This window comes from Sorangium sp. So ce887, from assembly GCF_051521455.1.
GTDB lineage: Bacteria > Myxococcota_A > Polyangia > Polyangiales > Polyangiaceae > Sorangium.
Window position 1 is genome coordinate 10,683,771 of record NZ_CP150354.1, and the last position, 12,604, is coordinate 10,696,374.

12 protein-coding genes are annotated in these 12,604 nt (G+C 71.3%); 3 read left to right on the forward strand and 9 right to left on the reverse strand.

Annotated elements, in window-relative coordinates:
- Positions 1–10: 10 nt before the first annotated feature.
- The 5 genes from WMF36_RS40005 to WMF36_RS40025 all read right to left on the reverse strand — a co-directional run bounded on the left by WMF36_RS40005 (position 11) and on the right by WMF36_RS40025 (position 6,227).
- Positions 11–1,018 (reverse strand): expansin EXLX1 family cellulose-binding protein, encoded by a 1,008-nt coding sequence (locus tag WMF36_RS40005; RefSeq protein WP_437576092.1) that lies wholly within the window; start codon positions 1,016–1,018, stop codon positions 11–13.
- A gap of 187 nt (positions 1,019–1,205) precedes the next feature.
- Positions 1,206–2,654, reverse strand: a complete 1,449-nt coding sequence (locus WMF36_RS40010) for a hypothetical protein (RefSeq protein WP_437576093.1) — start codon at positions 2,652–2,654, stop codon at positions 1,206–1,208.
- A gap of 111 nt (positions 2,655–2,765) precedes the next feature.
- Positions 2,766–4,184 (reverse strand): YncE family protein, encoded by a 1,419-nt coding sequence (locus WMF36_RS40015; RefSeq protein WP_437576094.1) that lies wholly within the window; start codon positions 4,182–4,184, stop codon positions 2,766–2,768.
- Positions 4,181–5,725, reverse strand: a complete 1,545-nt coding sequence (locus tag WMF36_RS40020) for a YncE family protein (RefSeq protein WP_437576095.1) — start codon at positions 5,723–5,725, stop codon at positions 4,181–4,183. The genes WMF36_RS40015 and WMF36_RS40020 overlap by 4 nt, the downstream gene beginning before the upstream one ends.
- 217 nt (positions 5,726–5,942) lie before the next feature.
- A complete protein-coding gene (locus WMF36_RS40025; RefSeq protein WP_437576096.1) occupies positions 5,943–6,227 on the reverse strand; it encodes a hypothetical protein in 285 nt (94 codons plus the stop codon).
- A gap of 529 nt (positions 6,228–6,756) precedes the next feature.
- On the opposite strand from WMF36_RS40025, the gene WMF36_RS40030 reads away from it, so the two are divergent.
- Entirely contained in the window at positions 6,757–7,644 is an 888-nt protein-coding gene (locus WMF36_RS40030) for a fibro-slime domain-containing protein (protein WP_437576097.1), read from the forward strand.
- Here WMF36_RS40030 and WMF36_RS40035 read toward each other — a convergent pair.
- Positions 7,637–8,464, reverse strand: coding sequence for a CPBP family intramembrane glutamic endopeptidase (locus WMF36_RS40035; RefSeq protein ID WP_437576098.1), 828 nt, complete (start codon positions 8,462–8,464; stop codon positions 7,637–7,639). The genes WMF36_RS40030 and WMF36_RS40035 overlap by 8 nt on opposite strands.
- A gap of 262 nt (positions 8,465–8,726) precedes the next feature.
- Between WMF36_RS40035 and WMF36_RS40040 the strand changes: the two genes are divergently transcribed.
- On the forward strand, positions 8,727–9,671 hold the full coding sequence (locus tag WMF36_RS40040; RefSeq protein WP_437576099.1) for a MarR family transcriptional regulator: 945 nt from the start codon (positions 8,727–8,729) through the stop codon (positions 9,669–9,671).
- Positions 9,672–9,685: 14 nt separating this feature from the next.
- On the opposite strand, the gene WMF36_RS40045 is transcribed toward WMF36_RS40040, so the two are convergent.
- The 3 genes from WMF36_RS40045 to WMF36_RS40055 form a co-directional block, all read right to left on the reverse strand.
- On the reverse strand, positions 9,686–9,934 hold the full coding sequence (locus tag WMF36_RS40045) for a hypothetical protein (protein ID WP_437576100.1): 249 nt from the start codon (positions 9,932–9,934) through the stop codon (positions 9,686–9,688).
- 11 nt (positions 9,935–9,945) lie between these two features.
- Positions 9,946–10,179 (reverse strand): hypothetical protein, encoded by a 234-nt coding sequence (locus WMF36_RS40050; protein ID WP_437576101.1) that lies wholly within the window; start codon positions 10,177–10,179, stop codon positions 9,946–9,948.
- A 72-nt stretch (positions 10,180–10,251) separates the two neighbouring features.
- Complete coding sequence (locus WMF36_RS40055; RefSeq protein ID WP_437576102.1) at positions 10,252–10,599, reverse strand: hypothetical protein; 348 nt, start codon at positions 10,597–10,599, stop codon at positions 10,252–10,254.
- A gap of 1,089 nt (positions 10,600–11,688) precedes the next feature.
- Here WMF36_RS40055 and WMF36_RS40060 point away from each other — a divergent pair.
- On the forward strand, positions 11,689–12,573 hold the full coding sequence (locus tag WMF36_RS40060) for a hypothetical protein (RefSeq protein ID WP_437576103.1): 885 nt from the start codon (positions 11,689–11,691) through the stop codon (positions 12,571–12,573).
- Positions 12,574–12,604 lie beyond the last annotated feature (31 nt).

The following is a 12,604-nucleotide window of genomic DNA, read 5'->3' on the forward strand; positions in this document are numbered from 1 at the left end:
ATGCGTCCAGTCAGTCGCAGGCGGGGAGCTGAGCGCTCGCGGGCTGGGCTCCAGCCTTGAGGTCGAGCATCGCTTCCACGGTGGAGCCGTTGATGTCGGTGGCGCGGACATGGTACGGCGCAGGCCCCATGTCCCCGTCGCCGACGAGGAAATAATTGTACGACTGTCGCGTGGCCGTCTGCCACGTGCCGTTGATCTCCACCTCCACCTTCTCGATCGGGTGCGCGTGGCCCTCGACGACGATCTCGTTCCAGTACCGGTTTGTCGCGTCCTTGAGTCGGAAGGTGACGGGATCCGTCGCCGGGCACGGGATGTACCGCCAGGAGATCTTCCCGGCGGCGCCGCCGTTGGTGGTCCCGAGATACCCCTCGCGCTCCTCGCCGATCTGGAGAAAGGCGTTCTTGCTGAGATCGATGTGGCCCTTCACGCACTTCGGGTTCGTGGCGATCGGGCACTGGTCCACGACCATGGCCTGCACCTTGCGCCCGTCGTCCCGGGAGACCTCCACGCACGCGCCGCACATCCCAGCGCTGTCGTAGTCCGTGGTGTTGATGGCGGCGAAGTACTGGCCTCCACCGAAGGGGACGTGCGCGACGACGTCCGGGTTCCGCCCCGTGATCTGGTAGCTGCAGTTCACCTCGGTCGAGCCCATGTCGAGCGTGTAGAAGGTGATGGAGCCGTTCGCGGTCTCCGCGGGATAGTTGCAGCTCACCGACGGGCCGCCCGTCCCCGTCGTGGTGGTGGCGGTGGCGGTGGTCGTGGCGCCGGGATCGCCGCTGCTCGTCGAGGCGCCGCCGGTCGTCGCGGAGCTGCTCGGGCCAGCGCCGGTGCCCGTCGTGGCGCCGCTCGCGCCCCCGGCGCCGGCCGCGCCCGCGCCGCCCTCCCCGCCGGCCGCGGTCGAGGTGCTGTCCGTACCGCCGGCGTCGCCACCGCCGTCGCCGCCGCAGCCGGCAGCGCCGAGCGCGATCAGCGACAGGAGCGGCCATAAAATGCCCGTGGGCACGCAATCCAGCTTCATCTCGGCTCCTTAAGATTTATGATAGGGATGGATCCGCGAGTCGACGCGACTGGCTTACGCCAGGAGGGCCAACCGCGCAACAGCCTCGGCGCGCCGCCGACCGAGGAGAAAAGGGCCCTGGCGGACGTCGCGCGACCTGCGGGGCAGTGGCCTTGCGGACTGCCATGTTCAAACGCGGCAGCGGGCCTCACGGCCCCAGGGCGCGCTGCTCGATGAAGGTGCCGGCGCCCGTCGTGTACGCGATCCACAGCGAGCCGTCGCGATCCGCCTCGATCGCTACGTGGTTGAACGATTTGCCCTCCACGGCGAGGCAGCGCGGCTGAAACCGCCCTTCGCCGTCGAGCTGGCCGAGCTCGAGCGCGTGCCGCGACCCGGGCTCGCGCGCGATCGGCCGGACCCGGGCCACGTGGATCGGGGAGACGCCCCGCGTGGCCGCGATGGGCGCAGGGCTCAGCCCGTTGGGGTAGAGCGACCACGCCGCCGGCATGTCGTCGCGCGGCGCCTCGTCGATGCGGATCGCCGCCATGCCGAACGCCGACATGTCCCTGGCCGCCGGGAGGAGCACGTACGCCGGACCCCCGGCGCCGACCGCGAGCGCGCCGCCCATCCGCGACTCGCCCGCGTCGCCGACGAACAGCACCGCGTCCGGCCCGAGCTCGATCTTGCCCTCCGGCGTGAGGCCGAGCGTGCGGGCGTGCACCGGCGTCAGCGCCGAGCGCGCGTCGATGTACATCGCGAGCGCCCCGCCCTTCCACGGCGACAGCGCGACGAAGGTCGCGCCGCTGCCCTCCTCGGAGAGCGGCACGGCGGGCCTGTCGTCCAGCACCGCGAAGGCCTGGGTCACGACCCCCTCGGTGGTCTTCCGATCCGAGAGAAAGGCGAGGAGCGTGTGCCCGCCGGGCAGCGAGACGGCGGAGATCTCCGTGCCGCGACGCCCGGCGCCGATGGGCGGCCCCTCCGCTCCCCAGAGCGGGGTCCTGCGGATCGTGCCGCCGTGATCCATGCAGAACACGAACCGCGAGGCCACCGTGCACGCCGGCCAGGAGGCGCGCGCCGGCTCTCCGCCGGCGGCCCCGGCGTCGGGCGCGGCCTCCCGGGGCGGCGAGGCCGGCGCAGCGAGCGCGCCGAGCGCCTGCGCGGCGTCCCGGGGCGGCGAGGCCCCCGCGGCGAGCCCGAACGACGGCGCGGCGAGCCCGCCGAGCGCCGGCGCGACGTGCTGCGCCACGCCGTCGCGGTTGAAGATCACCCGGAAGTCGGCGCGCGCCGCCTCGTCCGGGGTCCACAGCAGCGCCGGCCCGCGGAGCGAGAGCGAGAGCGGCCCTCGGCGCAGCTTGCAGCCCGCGCCAGGAGCCGCCGATGCCGCGTCCGGTGCCGCCGCATCCGCCGCTGCCGCGTCCACCGTCGCCGCGTCCACCGTCGCCGCGTCCGCCGCTGCTGCGTCCGGCGCCGCCGCGTCCGCCAACCCCGCGTCCAGCGACGACGCGCTCGCCGCGCTCGCGGTGGACGCAACGGAGGGCGACGGCCCGGCAGCGCCCGCGTCCGGCGCCGGCCCGGCGCCCGGAGCCCCCGAGCCGCCACGGCAGGCGGCGAGCGTTGCCAGCACGACCGCGCACGCGCGCAGGGGCGGAGAGCTCATCACCGCAGCCCGACGCCGAGCCGTGCCAGGATGTTCCCCGGACAGGTGGAGGCCCGCGACCATGATGTGGAGACGCGCGATCCTGACAGCCGCGCCGAGCATGTGTCGGGCCTACTGCTCGAGCACCGTGATCGACCGGTCCCAGTACGACGCGACCGCCGCCCGCGCGCCGTCCTTCGAGACCGCCACCGCGCACGCGCCCTTGCCGGTGGGCAGCGACGCGACAACCCGCGGCGGATCGCCCGCGATGACCGCCACGCCGCTGCCTTCCGGCGGCCACTGGGTCCCGCCGAGCGCCACGAAGAGCGTCTTCCGATCGGGCGACGTCACGCCCGTCCGCGGGACCCCGCCGAGCGGGAGCGTGCTCTTCACCGTCATCGTCGAGAGCTCGATGACGCTCGCGGTCCGCGCCTCGGCGTTGAGCGTGATGCCATACCGGTCGTCATCGAGCAGGAAGCCCGCTGTCGGCCCGACGCCGACGGGCGCCTTCCGCGTCTCGGTCACCCCGGCGACGCTCAGCAGGATCGCCGTGTTGGACAGCCGATCCGGGAAGAACACGGCGCCTCCATCCCGGGTGATGTCGCCCTCGCGCGGCTCGCGGCCGACCGCGATGCTCCGCCGCGTCGCGCCGAACGGCGACTCGCTCGGGTCGAACAGGTCGATCCAGGCGCCGGCCGGCCGGCCGGCGTGCGTCAGCGCGCCGAGCGCCGCGATGTAGGGGCGCCCCTCGGCCTGCACGAGGAACAGCTGCCCCGTCGCGTGCGGGAGCGTGATGTTCGCGAGCCGCACCCCCGTCGGCAGCTCGAACTTCGTCACGCGCTTCGTGTCCGTCGTCGCCGCGACCACCGTCCTGCCGTCCGGCAACGCCACGATGTCGCCCGGCGTCCGGCCGACGTCGAGCAGCACCGGATCGCGGTCCCACGCGGTCGTGTCCATCACCGGGATCCGCGCGGCGTCCTCGTGCCGCAGCACCGCGACGTAGCGGTCGAACAGGAGCCGGATGTGGTCTCCCTGCGCTGGCATCGACGCCTTGTGGACGATCTCGCCGCTCTGGAGCGTGTACTCGCGCAGCGAGGCGTCGTCGGCGCTGACGTAGATCGACGTGCCGCTCGGGTTGAAGACGACGTCGAGCGGGTGCACGTCCCCGATCCGGATCTCGCGGGCGCGCCAGCGGCCCTTCGGATCGAGGGGCGGCGGCGGCGCCGGCTCCGGGCTGTCCGGGCCGAACGCCGCGGGGTTCGGCGCCTGGTCGGACGCGTCGACCGCGCCGGCGCCCTCCGGCGTGAGCGCGGTCAGCGGCGGGGCCTCGCCGACGGGCGACTTCAGGCTGGTCAGGGTGGCGATGATCACGGCCGCGACGCCGCACGCCACCGACACCGCGGCCCGCGCCAGGCGCGGCTCGCGGCCGGAGAGCGAGGCGGACGACCCGCGGGGACGCTCGCCGAGCCACGCCTTGCAGGCGCGGCACTTGCGCGCGCCCTCGACGATGCGGGCGCCGCAGCTCGGGCACGGGACGCGACGCTCGCTCATTGCAGCACCCACGCGACCTTGGCGCGATCGCCGAACACGAGCGCCGAGCCGCCGTCCGGGGCGAGCCGGATGCGCGTCGGCTCGCCGCCGAGCGGGTGGACCTTCGCCGCGTAGCTCTTCAGATCGACAAGCGCCACCGAGCCCCCGCCGTCGCCGCTCAGCGCCACGACCGCCTGCGTCCCGTCCGGCGCGATCGCCATGTCGAGCGCGCGGCCGGGGAACGTGACGGCGCGGATCAGCTCGCGCTCCGACAGGTCGAAGATCTGGAGCGCGCGCCCCTCGTTGCACCGCACGACGGCGCGCCGGTCGATCCGGACGAGCTCGATCTGCTCCGGCTCGCGGCACGTCGTGATGCGCGCCTCCTGCCGCACCGCGCCCGACGGGAGCCAGGTGAGCGGCACCAGGGTGTTCTCGGCCCGGAGGGCGACGAAGGCCGCCGAGCCGTCCGGGGCCATGAGCGCGCCGACCGGGTCGCCCACCATCGAGGTGCGCACGCGATCCTGCTCCGAGCCGAGCCGGCTCGGGTCGAACGGATAGGCGACACCACCCGACGCCGGCTCGCGCTGGCCGTGCAGCGGGAGCTGGCCCGTCGTCGTGATCGCCCGGGTGCCGCTGTCGTCGACGGCCACGGGGCCCACGGCGTCGTCGCCGAACTGGATGCGCTCGATCTCCGCGTGGTACTCGGTCGCGAGGATCGCCACCGCGTGCGCCTCCGGCAGCGAGGCGAGGGCGCGCCGGCCCGAGGCGCCGACCTGGATGTCGCCCACGGCCTCGCCGAGCTCGATCGTCTTGAGCAGCCGCGTCGTGGCGGCGTCGATCACGTAGATGCGCGAGGGCGACGTCGCGTAGACGACCTCGCCCACGCGGTGGAGGCGCCGCACGTTGGGCGCCTCGGTGACGAGGCTGAGCGCCTCGCCGGTCCGCGAGCTGCGCACCTCCAGGCCGGAGGACAGCGCGACAGCGAAGCGGTCACGGTCGAGCGGGAGCGCGTCGAACGCGTCCTTGGGCAGCGAGAAGGGCCCGGCGATCGAGGGCGCGTCGACGAGGTGGCCGACGTCGTTCGGGCGCTGCCAGACGCAGCGGCCGAGCTGGCACGACTCGCCGCTCCAGCACGGCGCCCCGCACACGGGGGTCGGAGGAGGGACCGCCGTCGCGGCCCGGGACGGCGCGAACCGGTGGGGCGCCAGGTAGCGCAGCGCCCCGCCGGTGCTGATGAGCCCGAGGATGGCGCCGATCGTGACGAGCGGGCGCCAGTGCAGGGAGAGCCAGCTCGCGTCCGGGGCGGCGTCGGGGATCGAGGGGGCCCGCACCGAGGGCTTCGGCCCGTCGGTCGGCTCCCCGCACTCGGGGCAGAGGACGACCCCGGCGGCGATGCGCTCGAGGCAGACTGGACAGCTCGCCGCGCCGGCGGCGGGCGACCGTCGCGACGGCGGCTCGATCCACTGGGCGGGCAGCGGGCTCGCCTCGGCGGCGTGAAAGGCCTCCTGCGCGTCAGCGGCGCTGGAGCCAGGCTCGATATCGCTCCGCGTCTCGTGATCCACTGCGCACCTGCGTCTCTTCCGTGACGAGCGGTCCCCCCCGAGTACTCCGAGTGTGCCCGGATGTCGAGTCCCTCGTGGCGGCGCAGCCGGCGCGGCGACGCGGGCCCGCCGCCGCGAACGGAGGACGATCGTGGAGAAATCGCGCTGCTGCCGGGAAGGCCCGCGGCGCGCCGAGGGTTGCAGGGGGGCTCAGGCGAGCGTGGCTGTGGCCGCCAGCTCAGGAGTCGGCCGGCGGCCGCTGGATCGCCGAAACATCGGTGTAGTCGGATTGCCCGACGGGCTCGCGACCGTCCTTTGGCGCGGACGGCGAGATGCCGGCGGGCCGGTCCGCATACGCCTCGTCGCCGGGCTCGGCGTCGGCGTCGTCGTCGGGCGGCGCGCTCGGCGGATCGAGCCCCGGGCCGTGCCCGATGTCCTCCGCCGGCACGTCCTGCGCGGCGCGCTCGCCCGCCCCGGTCTGCGCGGCCGTCCGCTTCGCGGCGTCTCGCTGTTGATCGCTCATCGTAGCTTCCTCCTTCCGCATTCCGCGTCTCGCGTTCAACAAGCAATCTAGCACCCACGCTCGCGGGCGCTCCCTGCGGGCGAAGCGCGCTCGCAGCGCCGGACACAGCCGTTCATGCGCGGTCGAGCCCGGTCCTTCGAGTTCGGCTGTGCAGCGTGCGCTGTCCACCGGCGTCGTCCGTGCCCCGCGCCGGCAGCCTGCGCCGAGCGAGCCCTGGCAGCCGCGACGGCCCCCCGGGCGCCGACGAGCCGGTTCAAGCGCCGGTTCAACACCGGTCCTCGTCGCCATGAGCCATGAGAAGGAACGACTGTATGGGATCAAACAATTTTGACCCTTGGTCGCGCTGCCCTCTGGCGATGATCGCTCAGCGAGCGGCGATGGCAGAAAATGCCAGCCTCAACACATGGAAATGCGCCTCTGCTGCGTAAGATTCCACCGGATGACGCATTACGTCAGCACACAACCAGCGTGCCCTCGTGCTATTTTGCAGCCCGGGGTATCGGGACGGCATCTTAAGGCGAGGTTGGCAATGAAGAAGACACTTGGTTGCTTGGTGGCACTTGCGTTCGTGGGCTTGCTGGGTGCGTGCGGAGCGACGAACGACGGCGAGCCGAGCGGAGGCAACACGTCGTCGGGCGGCTCCGGCGGCCCGGGGGGATCTGGCGAGCCCGGGGGGACCACTGGATTCGATGAAAGCTTCGGCTCGGTCAATCCCAGCACCAGCGCCGGCAGCGGCGGCGGCGGGGGCCCTGGCGAGGGGGATCAGACACAGGGCGAGTCGTGCGACGGCAGGTTCACCGGCCGCGTGCGCGACTTCAAGGTCGATCACCCGGACATGGAGCCGCAAGACTCCGGCAAGTGCGTCGGCTGCGACGACCACGAGATCGTCACCGACGCCCTTGGAGAGGACCAGAAGCCCGTCTACGCCGGCGGGCCCGAGGGCACCAGGAGCACGACCGGCAAGGCGGCCTTCGACATGTGGTTCCGCGACATGGAGGGGGAGAACATGCCGATGAACATCACGCTCCAGTTCGAGGACCCCGACAACGACGGCGTGTGGTCGTACAACAACCGGGCGTTCTTCCCGATCGACGATGCGCTGTTCGGCAACGAGGGTCTGGAGCACAACTACCACTTCACCTTCGAGATGCACATGGGCTTCGAGTACAAGGGCGGCGAGCGGTTCACGTTCGCCGGCGACGACGACGTCTTCACGTACATCAACGGGCAGAAGGTCGTCGACCTCGGGGGCGTGCACGTCGAGCAGACCGAGGTCGTCGACCTCGACACGCTCGGGCTGGAGATCGGGCAGAAGTATCAGCTCGACTTCTTCTTCGCCGAGCGCCACGTGACCGACTCCCATTTCCGGATCGACACGTCGATCGAGTTCATCGACTGCGGCGTCGTGGTCAACTGACGCCGGGGACCGAGCTCGACCCGAGGACCGCCGCGAGCATCAGCAGGTGGCTTGCGGTGTTCGCGAGGCAGTGGACCCACAGGGATATCCTCAGGTCCTCCTTGCGCCACGTGGCCCATACCGTGGGCAGGAAGTAGCAGATCCTGGAGAGCACCTGCCAGGGCGACCACAGGTGGTAGAGGGCGAAGAGGACCATGTTCAGGACCGGCGCCCACCTTCCGAGGTGTGAGAGCCGGGGCAGCAGGTAGCCCCGGAAGTAGAGCTCCTCGACCACAGGCAGGATCAGCCCGCTCAGGACGAGGGAGACCAGCAGCGTCGTGACCGCCACGGAGGATGCGTGGCCCGCGAGGAACTCCCCGGTCCCCCCGACGCCGACGAAGTACCGCTCCGGCACCCAGAAGAAGAGCCTCTCCAAGAGCCAGAAGTCGAGCGGGGCAAGGCTTGCCCCGACGGCAAACGTCCAGACGAGGAGCGCGGCCACGAGCGCGACGAGGACGCCCCGCCGCGTCGGGCTCCCGCGGTAGAGCACCACTCCCTCGAGGGAGGGCCGCCCATTTTTCTTCCATCCCAGGTAGAGGAGCAGCCCGAGCTCCGCCGGCACGAGCGCCAAGGACATGGCGACCACGATGCCGAGCAGCGGAGGGTAGCCGAGGGCGTCCGCGACGGGGGCCGCCACAAGCATGTAGGCCGCCCCGATCAGGACGCCCGGGACGAGGTGCAGGGCCACGGAGAGCGGGACCGTGTGCTGCCTACCGATCCAATGCCCTGCAAGCCCCCCGACCTGGGCGTCGCCCGTCCCCCCGTTCGCCACAGCGCTCATCCGCCCGCTCCCTTCGCTCAAAGACCTGACCTGCACCGAGTCGACCCCCTCGTCCGTAGGTCTTCAGATAGGAGTGAACGCTACGTTGCGTTTTTCATTACGTCAACGACATCGGCCCGCATAACTGCTTGTTTCTCAGATAAATATCGATATCGTTGCAATGACATGTGAGCAAACGCAACCTCGGTCCCATCGGTCGTTGCAATGTGCTGAGCGTGAACGCACACTGGACCGACCCTTGGGCCACAGGAGGCAGGCACGGATGCCGGGAGGCAGGCTGACCCACCAGGACCGCCAGCACATCGCCGCGGGATTGGTCGAAGAGCTCGGGTACGCCGAGATCGCCAGGCAGCTGGGCAGGCCAACCTCCACCATCAGCCGAGAGGTGGCCCGGAACGGCGGACCTGACGGCTACCGGGCAGACCAGGCCCACCAGGCCACCGGGCGGCGCGCCCGCCGACGCAAGCAGGCCCCGACCCAGGAGCTACCGGCCGCGGTCGAGATCTACGGCCGCGACCCGGACGCAACGCGCGGCTTCGTGGAGCAGTTCGCGGCGCTGATGGTCCAGACAGGGCTTCCACGGATGGCGGCCCGGGTGCTCGCCTGTCTGGTCACGACCGACTCTGGCGCCCTGACCGCCGCCGAGCTGGTTCAGCATCTGTGGGTCAGCCCCGCGTCGGTGTCCAAGGCCATCGGCTATCTCGAGGGGCTTTCGTTGGTCCGGCGCGAACGCGATCCCCGGCGGCGGGAGCGCTACATCATCGACGACGACGTCTGGCTCCGGACGTGGATGACGAGCTCTCGAACGAACGCGATGTGGGCCGATGCCGCGGAGCAGGGAGCCGCGATCTACGGCGCCGGCACACCCGCCGGAGCGCGTCTGAACCATATGGGCCAGTTCTTCGCGCGCCTCGGCGAGGACATGGCCGGCGGCCCCACCGAAGCCGCCATCGACGACTCGCGCACCGTGCTCGCCGCGCTCGTGCACGCCGGCGAAGCGCTCACCGTGGACCAGCTGGCCATCGCGTTGGGCTGGCCGCCGAACCGCGTCACCAACGCTCTGCACGACGCCGAACGACGCCCGGACATCACCGACCCTGTCGCGCTCCAGCGCGCCGAGCCCGACGCCTACACCTTCACCGCCAGGCCCGACCGGCTCACCACAAGACAACGCGAGGCGCTCAGAGCCTGTCCGGCAGCTGAGTAAGTGCAACTGGAGTACTAGTCCTGGCAGGCGAACTGCGGGGGGAAGCTCTCGAGCACGGCGCAGTCGTCGCCGCACTCCAGGTGACAGTCCATGCAGTCGTGGTACGCGGCCTGGTCGGACGTGGCGACCTGGCCGACCAGGGCGTCGCACGCCGCCCTCGCCTCTTCCTGGTCGTAGCCGCCGCCGCAACCGAGCACGGCGCCCCCGAGCGCGCCCGCGACGAGGACCGCGACGACCCACGAATCTGCTCTGCTCTTGCTCATGATGCTCCCTCTCATTCTGCGCAGGTGAATGTCTGCGGGCAGGCCCCCGACGGCTCGCAGGCGTCGCCGCACTCCTCGTAGCAGCTCACGCACGCGTCATGGCTCTCGTCGGTGGCGCAGGACGGCACCGCGGCGCGCAGCTGATTGCAGCGCTGCTGCGAGTCCTCCGTCGAGAGCCCCCCGCAGCCGGACGCGAGCGTGACAAGCGAGAGCAGCACCGTGCCAATACCCAGTCTTCGAGCCATGGTCGCCTCCCTTCGAGCTCCCCGAGCGTAACCGAAATGCCGCGGTGAGGCGCGGCTTTCGGCGCCGCGCGCTCAGTCTGCCGGCGGCGCGGGCCGCGCCGGCCGCGCCATCGGGGCGAGGCCGTACGTGCCTGCGCCGCTCACCTGGATCCACGCGCGCATCACCTGGATGGGGCGCCCCGCCCGCGCCACGGCGGCGGCCGCGTCGTCGAGGTCGCGCGCGCACGCGGCGTGCAGGTCGTCGGTCGTCTCGTGATCCTCCGCCGAGCGGCGGATCCAGACCGCGGTCGACGGCATCGCCGCGCCCTCGTGCCTGTCCTGCCAGCGCCTGCCGACGAGGTGCGCCCGGAGGAGCTTCCGCGCGTCCGCGGGGGTGTCCGGGTGAAGCTCGTAGACCATGGTCGCGATGAATGACCTCATGCGCCCGAGCCTGCCGGAGCGGGGCCGGCCCGTCCAGGAGTCGGGCGCTGGGCCGCGCGCGGCGGCTGGAACGGCGGCTGGCGCAGCGGCCGGAGCAGCGGCGGCTGTTCAGCTTGCTTGAGCGCCTGGTTGCATCCGAGCGTGAGCGCGCTTATGCGGTGATGGCCAGCGGCCATGTTGCGCCCGAGGGTCCCCATGATGCTTGATGAACGCCTCGGCGAGGTCTCTCGGAGCATCTGGTCTGCTCTCACGACGGTATCGCGAATGATAGAGCTCGCAGTTGCGAAGCCATATCGGCCCACATGCCCTTGTCATTCCGATTGAGCAAGACCGAAGATCACTTTGCAGGGGGCAGCCTGCGCAATCGAAACAAGCTGCTCAGTCGTCTTTTTCCGGCTTCGCGCACGATGACTTCGCAGCTTGGTTTTTCTGCTCTGACGATTGATATCAACGGGTCCGTGGTCTTGCTGGAATCTACGATCACGCCTCCGCCAGCCCGAACGATGCTGGCGATTGGTAGTGCTTGTGCTTGCTCGCTCGCCCCTGCTGATGGGCTCTGCGCGTCGCAGACTCGGACCCGGGGTCGGCCCCATCGACTGGGTGCCCGCCTGGTACCCGCCGTGGAGCTCCGTGGAGCCCCATACCCTGGCGTCACCCGCCGCGCCCGCTTCCGGTGGCCCCGCTCGCGCCGGGCCACCCCAAATCCAGCGTCGTCAAATCTATCAGGTCACACGCAGGGCACACAAATAGCAGAAGCCACAGCTCTCGCCGTGTCTTCTGGTGGAGGCGCCGGGAATCGAACCCGGAGCTGAGTCTGCGGGCCGCATGCGCGAAAGACATGGCAGACGCCGCGTCTGAGGCCTCGGAACGGTGTCATAGAGCATCGAGGGCTCGAGTCCTCTCGTACCCTCTCGTGGAGCCCCGTGCCCCGGCGTCGGGCACACCGAGGTCACACGGCGTGACGAATCCGGGAAGCTGGCCGGAATCTAATGGTGGGAGGCGGCTGATCCGGCCCCGCGGTCCCCGCTGCATGAGCCTGGCACGCCGTTAGAAATCCAGTATGGCTGCAACCACCCGAGAGACGACTCGATGCCCTCAGTAACCCATGAAGCCCTGGTGGAGCTGTTCAAGAACCGGCCGACGCTGGCCGCCGAGATGCTGCAAGACGCGCTCGGCCAGCCGGTCCCGGCCTTCACGGAAGCGCGCGTCGAGTCCTCCGACCTGACGGAGGTGATGCCGTCGGACCGGAGGGCGGACGTCATCGTCGTGCTGCTGGTCGGCGAGCAGCAGCGGCCCGCGATGGCGATCGTCGTCGAGGTCCAGCTCGGCGTGGACCCGGATAAGCCCTACGTCTGGCCGGTGTATGTCACCCAGTCCAGGGCCCGGCACCGCTGCCCGACCCGACTGCTCGTCGTGACGATCGACGCGGCTATGGCGCGGTGGTGCTCGCGGCCGATCGACACGGGCCACCCCGGCTGGATGCTGACGCCGCTGGTGCTCGGGCCCGAGGGCGTCCCGGTCGTCACGGACGCCGAGCAGGCGAAGGAAGCGCCCGAGGTGGTCGTGCTCTCGGCCATGGCGCACGGGCAGGGTGAGGCGGCGGAGGCGATCGGCGTGGCGTTCCTGGCGGCGGCAGCCGGGCTCGATCAGGAGCGCCGCGACCTGTACGCGGACGTGGTGCTATCCTCGCTGAACGCAGCGGCGAGGCGGACGTTGGAGGCGATGATGAAGAGCGGATACGAGTTTCAGAGTGAATTCGCGCGCAGCTACGTGGCGAAGGGTCGGCAAGAGGGGAGCGTCGAGACCAAGGCACACGACGTGCTCGCCGTCCTCGAGGCCCGCGGGTTGGAGGTGCCCGCCGAGGTGCGGGAGCGCATCCTCGCGAGCACCGACCTCGCCGAGCTGGAGGGCTTGCTCCGTCGTGCCGCGGTCGTCAGCAACACCAGCGAGCTCCTCGCCACGACCGCCTCCTGAGCGCGCAGGCATCGGGAAAAGGCGTCGAGCG

Bases quoted from the DNA above. Each gene is read 5' to 3' on its own strand.
- WMF36_RS40055 (WP_437576102.1), bottom strand. From the start codon at position 10,599: ATGAGGTCATTCATCGCGACCATGGTCTACGAGCTTCACCCGGACACC.
- WMF36_RS40035 (WP_437576098.1), bottom strand. From the start codon at position 8,464: ATGAGCGCTGTGGCGAACGGGGGGACGGGCGACGCCCAGGTCGGGGGG.
- WMF36_RS40060 (WP_437576103.1), top strand. From the start codon at position 11,689: ATGCCCTCAGTAACCCATGAAGCCCTGGTGGAGCTGTTCAAGAACCGG.
- WMF36_RS40030 (WP_437576097.1), top strand. From the start codon at position 6,757: ATGAAGAAGACACTTGGTTGCTTGGTGGCACTTGCGTTCGTGGGCTTG.
- WMF36_RS40025 (WP_437576096.1), bottom strand. From the start codon at position 6,227: ATGAGCGATCAACAGCGAGACGCCGCGAAGCGGACGGCCGCGCAGACC.
- WMF36_RS40015 (WP_437576094.1), bottom strand. From the start codon at position 4,184: ATGAGCGAGCGTCGCGTCCCGTGCCCGAGCTGCGGCGCCCGCATCGTC.
- WMF36_RS40010 (WP_437576093.1), bottom strand. From the start codon at position 2,654: ATGAGCTCTCCGCCCCTGCGCGCGTGCGCGGTCGTGCTGGCAACGCTC.
- WMF36_RS40005 (WP_437576092.1), bottom strand. From the start codon at position 1,018: ATGAAGCTGGATTGCGTGCCCACGGGCATTTTATGGCCGCTCCTGTCG.
- WMF36_RS40045 (WP_437576100.1), bottom strand. From the start codon at position 9,934: ATGAGCAAGAGCAGAGCAGATTCGTGGGTCGTCGCGGTCCTCGTCGCG.
- WMF36_RS40050 (WP_437576101.1), bottom strand. From the start codon at position 10,179: ATGGCTCGAAGACTGGGTATTGGCACGGTGCTGCTCTCGCTTGTCACG.
- WMF36_RS40040 (WP_437576099.1), top strand. From the start codon at position 8,727: ATGCCGGGAGGCAGGCTGACCCACCAGGACCGCCAGCACATCGCCGCG.